This is a genomic window from Streptosporangium minutum, from assembly GCF_002149035.1.
In the GTDB taxonomy this organism is placed as follows: domain Bacteria; phylum Actinomycetota; class Actinomycetes; order Streptosporangiales; family Streptosporangiaceae; genus Streptosporangium; species Streptosporangium minutum.
In genome coordinates this window covers 1-4,121 of the sequence record NZ_NGFP01000416.1, presented here as the reverse complement: position 1 = coordinate 4,121, position 4,121 = coordinate 1, and the positions used below count along the sequence as shown (strand labels likewise).

Annotated in this window: 6 protein-coding genes and 1 pseudogene; 3 read left to right on the top strand and 4 right to left on the bottom strand. The window is 71.4% G+C overall.

Annotation, left to right across the window (positions count from 1 at the left end):
* Nucleotides 1-14: 14 nt before the first annotated feature.
* Nucleotides 15-218 carry a hypothetical protein gene (locus tag CA984_RS42880; protein ID WP_341351766.1) on the bottom strand — a complete coding sequence of 68 codons (204 nt, stop codon included), beginning with the start codon at nt 216-218 and terminating at the stop codon, nt 15-17.
* A gap of 226 nt (nt 219-444) precedes the next feature.
* Nucleotides 445-717, bottom strand: coding sequence for a GlsB/YeaQ/YmgE family stress response membrane protein (locus tag CA984_RS42875; protein ID WP_031166517.1), 273 nt, complete (start codon nt 715-717; stop codon nt 445-447).
* A gap of 343 nt (nt 718-1,060) precedes the next feature.
* Here CA984_RS42875 and CA984_RS42870 point away from each other — a divergent pair, with 343 nt between their 5' ends.
* A complete protein-coding gene (locus tag CA984_RS42870; RefSeq protein ID WP_086579017.1) occupies nt 1,061-1,459 on the top strand; it encodes a hypothetical protein in 399 nt (132 codons plus the stop codon).
* A gap of 117 nt (nt 1,460-1,576) precedes the next feature.
* Nucleotides 1,577-2,440, top strand: a complete 864-nt coding sequence (locus CA984_RS42865; RefSeq protein WP_242676486.1) for an NAD(+)/NADH kinase — start codon at nt 1,577-1,579, stop codon at nt 2,438-2,440.
* A gap of 35 nt (nt 2,441-2,475) precedes the next feature.
* Here CA984_RS42865 and CA984_RS42860 read toward each other — a convergent pair.
* Both CA984_RS42860 and CA984_RS42855 read right to left on the bottom strand, forming a co-directional pair.
* Nucleotides 2,476-2,670: pseudogene (locus CA984_RS42860) on the bottom strand (transposase); the annotation flags it as partial.
* Between the two features lie 72 nt (nt 2,671-2,742).
* The gene (locus tag CA984_RS42855) at nt 2,743-3,177 is read right to left on the bottom strand and encodes a VOC family protein (protein ID WP_086579016.1); all 435 of its coding nucleotides are present in this window, start codon (nt 3,175-3,177) and stop codon (nt 2,743-2,745) included.
* Nucleotides 3,178-3,511: 334 nt separating this feature from the next.
* Between CA984_RS42855 and CA984_RS42850 the strand changes: the two genes are divergently transcribed.
* Nucleotides 3,512-4,090 (top strand): TetR/AcrR family transcriptional regulator, encoded by a 579-nt coding sequence (locus tag CA984_RS42850; protein ID WP_086579015.1) that lies wholly within the window; start codon nt 3,512-3,514, stop codon nt 4,088-4,090.
* Nucleotides 4,091-4,121 lie beyond the last annotated feature (31 nt).

Genomic DNA, 4,121 nt, shown 5'->3' with positions numbered 1-4,121 from the left:
GGGGCGTTCGGCACCTAGGTGAGCACGACGTGGTCATCGGTGTCGATGAGGCCCGGTGCCAGGGCGACGCCGCCGACCGCCGCCTCGGGCACGGCGGCCGCCCGCAGCGCGGGGGCGATCAGCCCGGCCGGCGCGGGCTCGGCGATGAAGCCGACGGCCGGCGCGGTGACGGTGATGCCGAGCTGGACGCCCGAGAGCATGAACGACAGGCGTCCCATCACCTTGACCGCGCGTGCGGCTTTGCCCGGCCCTCGCCGCCTGCGCACCGCCGGGGCGGATCGCGGGGTCCTCGCCGCCGGGGCGGGTCGGCCGCCTTGCCGGCGCCTCAGCGGGGTCCGGACCGTACGGCGGTGGCCCCGGCCGGGAGATCCCGGGCCGGGGCCACCTTGAGACGGTCGACGCCCGTGTCGGCGGACCGGACGTCCGGTGGAGGCCTCCGATCGGCTAGCGGACTCCGCGCCTGCTGTACATGCTGACCGCCAGGATGACGCCCACGGCGGCCAGGACGACCTGGATGATCAGCTCGATCCAGTCGATCCCTCCGGTGTTGGCCACTCCCAGCGCGCCGGCGATCGCCGTGCCGATGAGGGCCGCGACGATACCGATCACGATGGTGAGCCAGATCGGGATGCTCTGCCGCCCCGGCACGACCAGACGACCCAGGGCGCCGATGATCGCTCCGATGACGATGGCGGTGATGATGCCGGTAACTGTCATGATCCACGCTCCCAATACTCGGCTGCCGAACGTATGCCCGTGGAGAGGGGAGTGACACATGCGGGATCGGGCGGGACGCCGGAGGCTGTCCCCCCGCCCGCCGCGCCGGGCCCGTCCGACCGCCGGATCACCCTGTCCACGCCCCGTTCCCGGTACGGGCCTCGGCGATTCACCTCCCGCCGCGCGGGTAGAGAAATGTTCCCGCAGCTCAGGACGTGAAGGGCTGCGGCGGCGAGCCAGGGCCCGTCGGCCGGGACGGAGGCCGCCCCGTCCCGGCCCTCGACCGTCGGGCCCGTCACCCTGCCCTGCCCCAGACCGGCGGGGACCGTTGAGAGGAGACCTCGTGACCATCGACGAACGGCCGGCCGGTTCCCCGCCTCCCGATATCGACGACACGACCGTCGAAGCGCTGGGCAGGCTCTCCGAGGCCCTGGAGACGACCGAACGGGCCCGTGGCCATCTCTACTCCTTCCACCAGCTCACCGGCCATGCCGACCTGCAGCTCGACCGGGTCGTGGAACTGCTGCGCGCCGCGGGCCACCCCGACCTGGCCGACGTCGTGGCCGACGAGCTGATCGGCCGCAACGTGCTGCCCGACCGGTGGACCTTCCAGATCATGGAGGAGTACGACGACGGCTACTACCGCTTCTTCACCGGCCTCGAGAAGCGGATCAGGGACCAGCTGGCCGGTGGCCGCCGCCACCTCTACGAGGCCCGGATGAAGCGGGAACGTCAGAGCTGAGCCCGCGGCCTCCGGGGCGGGCGCGCCCCGCCCGGCCAGCGTCACGGCGCCGGCCCGCGGGGTTCCCGCCGGTCGGCGCCGGATCGCCGGGGGCCCGGCGCGCCGTACAGTGGCCGCATGGGCATGGTCGAAACGGTGGGCCTGGTGCTGCACCCGCAACGCGACTCGAAGGTCGCCATCGACACGATCGTGGAGTGGGCTCGCGCCCACGGCGTGACCGTCCTCGGCCTGCCCGACGAGGTCGGGCGCATCGACTGCAGCGCGGTGTCGGTCGACACCGACACCCTGGTGGACCGGGCCGACCTGCTCGTCAGCCTCGGCGGTGACGGCACCATGCTGCGCACCATGCGGCTCATCGCCGGACGGCCCACCCCCATCCTCGGCGTGAACCTCGGCAAGCTGGGCTTCCTCGCCGAGATCGACGTCGAGGACCTGCCCTTCGCGCTGTCGGCCATCGACAGCCACCAGTACACGGTCGAGCCCCGCATGGCGGTGCGGGCGACCTTCGGCGAGGGGAGGACAGTGACCGCCTTCAACGACGTCGCCCTGGTGCGCACCCCCGGCGACGGGCTGTCCGCGGTGGCGATCTCGGTGGAGGGCCACCCCTTCGTCCGCTACGCGGCCGACGCCGTCATCGTGGCGACCTCCACGGGGTCGACGGCCTACAGCTTCTCCGCGGGCGGCCCGATCGTGTCGCCGACGGTCGAGGGGTTCCTCGTCGTGCCGGCGGCGGCCCACTCGGCGTTCAACCGGGCCCTGGTGCTCTCCGCCGACGAGGTGGTCGACCTTGAGGTGCTCCCGACGAGCGGGCGGCTGGCCGTGGAGGTGGACGGGGCGATCGGCGCCCATCTATCGCCCGGGGACCGGCTCTCCGTCACCGCGGTGCGCGCCGCCGCCTGGGTCGTCCGGCTCGGCACCACGAGCTTCTACGAGCGCGCCCGCCGCAAGCTCCGCGTGAACGGCAGCGCCGAGGTCGACTAGGGTCCGTCCGGTCGATCATGAGTGAGGGCGATCGGGTTCCGCTCGTAGCAGATCTTCCACGGCCCATACCGCTCGGGCACATCACGCCAGGGCGCTCCGGTGTGGATCCGCCGCAGGATCCCATTGATCACCTGTCGGTGGTCACGCCATCGGCCCCCACGAGGATAAGCGGCCGGCATCAGTACAGCCGGCCGCTCCCACTCAGCACCCGAAAGATCACCACGACCCACGAACAATCCAACGATTCACATGATCGATCGGATGCGGCCGGCCGACATCGCCGCAGCGACGGCTGTCGCCCCTCAGGCCGAGGCCGCGGCGACGCAGAACTCATTGCCCTCCGGATCGGCCATCACAATGTGGTGCCCGTCGAACTCCTCCAGGACGTTCCCGCCCGCCTTCACCAGCCGCTCGGACTCCGCTCTGATCCGCTCCCATCGCTCATCGGCACTGCCATGGCCCGGCACTCGGACGTCGATATGAAGCCGGTTCTTCGCCGTTTTGGGCTCGGGAACCTTGAGGATGGAGAGCCGGGGGCCGACGCCGTCCGGATCGCAGAGCCACGCGCCGTCCTCCACGGAGTCGTCCTCCGGAAGGTCGAATTGCGCGAACCACTCCTCGCGGGTTTCGAAGGGAGCGGGCGGAGGCTCGTCGACATACCCCAGCGCCGTCTTCCAGAACTCGGCGAGGAGCTGCGCATCCATACAGTCAAGGGTCAGATCGATTCTGGCTGCCATGCCAGGACCGTACTGCGCGCCTCTGACAGTCGCGGCTGGGCCGTGTCCCCGAGCCTCTTCGGTGATTGACAGGCAGGGTCTGAGACAGACCCCGGTTCAAGGAAGGGCCGGGCTGAGGGAGAGGAGCCCACCGCAGGTGCGCCATGGTCGACCGGGCAGCTCCTAGGGGCCGGCGGCCTGCGCGCTCCTCAGCGGACAGGCGCCGGAGCGCGGGGCCCGCCCGGTGCGCGTCCGCCTCCCGTGTCCCCGATGTGGCACACGTCATACCCCCGAACTGTCCGATCGGTCAGCTTCTGACCGATCGGTCAGGCATGCTGGTGAAGGGGGTGATTTCATGTCACGCAGCACACGTTCGGGCACCCGCGGCGAGATCCTCGACGCGGCGGCCCGGCTCTTCGCCGCGACCGGTTTCAAGGGGACGTCACTGCAGGACATCGCCGGTGAGGTGGGCTGCTCGAAGGCCGCGCTGCTGTACCACTTCGACGGCAAGGACGCGATCCTCGCCGAACTGCTGGCGCCGGCCGTGGAGGCGTTCGCGACGCTCGACGCCCGGCTGGCCGGCCTCGGTGACGACGACGTCCAGCTCGCGGCCGTCGAGGGATACGTGGATCTCGTGATGCGCTTCCGGCGCGAGGTCACCGTCCTGTACGACGACATCCCCGCGCTGCTCCAGCGCCCCGCCTTCGCCGGCGTCCAGGGGATGTCGGACCGGCTTCTCGACGCGCTGGCCGCCCGCTCCCCGGCTCCGGCGGCCCGCGTCGCCGCGCTGATGGTGCTCAGCTCCGTCCCCGTCATCTGCATGGAACCCATCGAGATCGGCGTCCGCACGGAACCCATCGTGATCGGCGACGACGAGCTGCGCTCCATCCTGACGCGGAGCGCGGCCCGGACCCTGGACCTCCGCGGGGCGTGACAGCGGGCACCGTCCCAGCGCACCGCCGCCC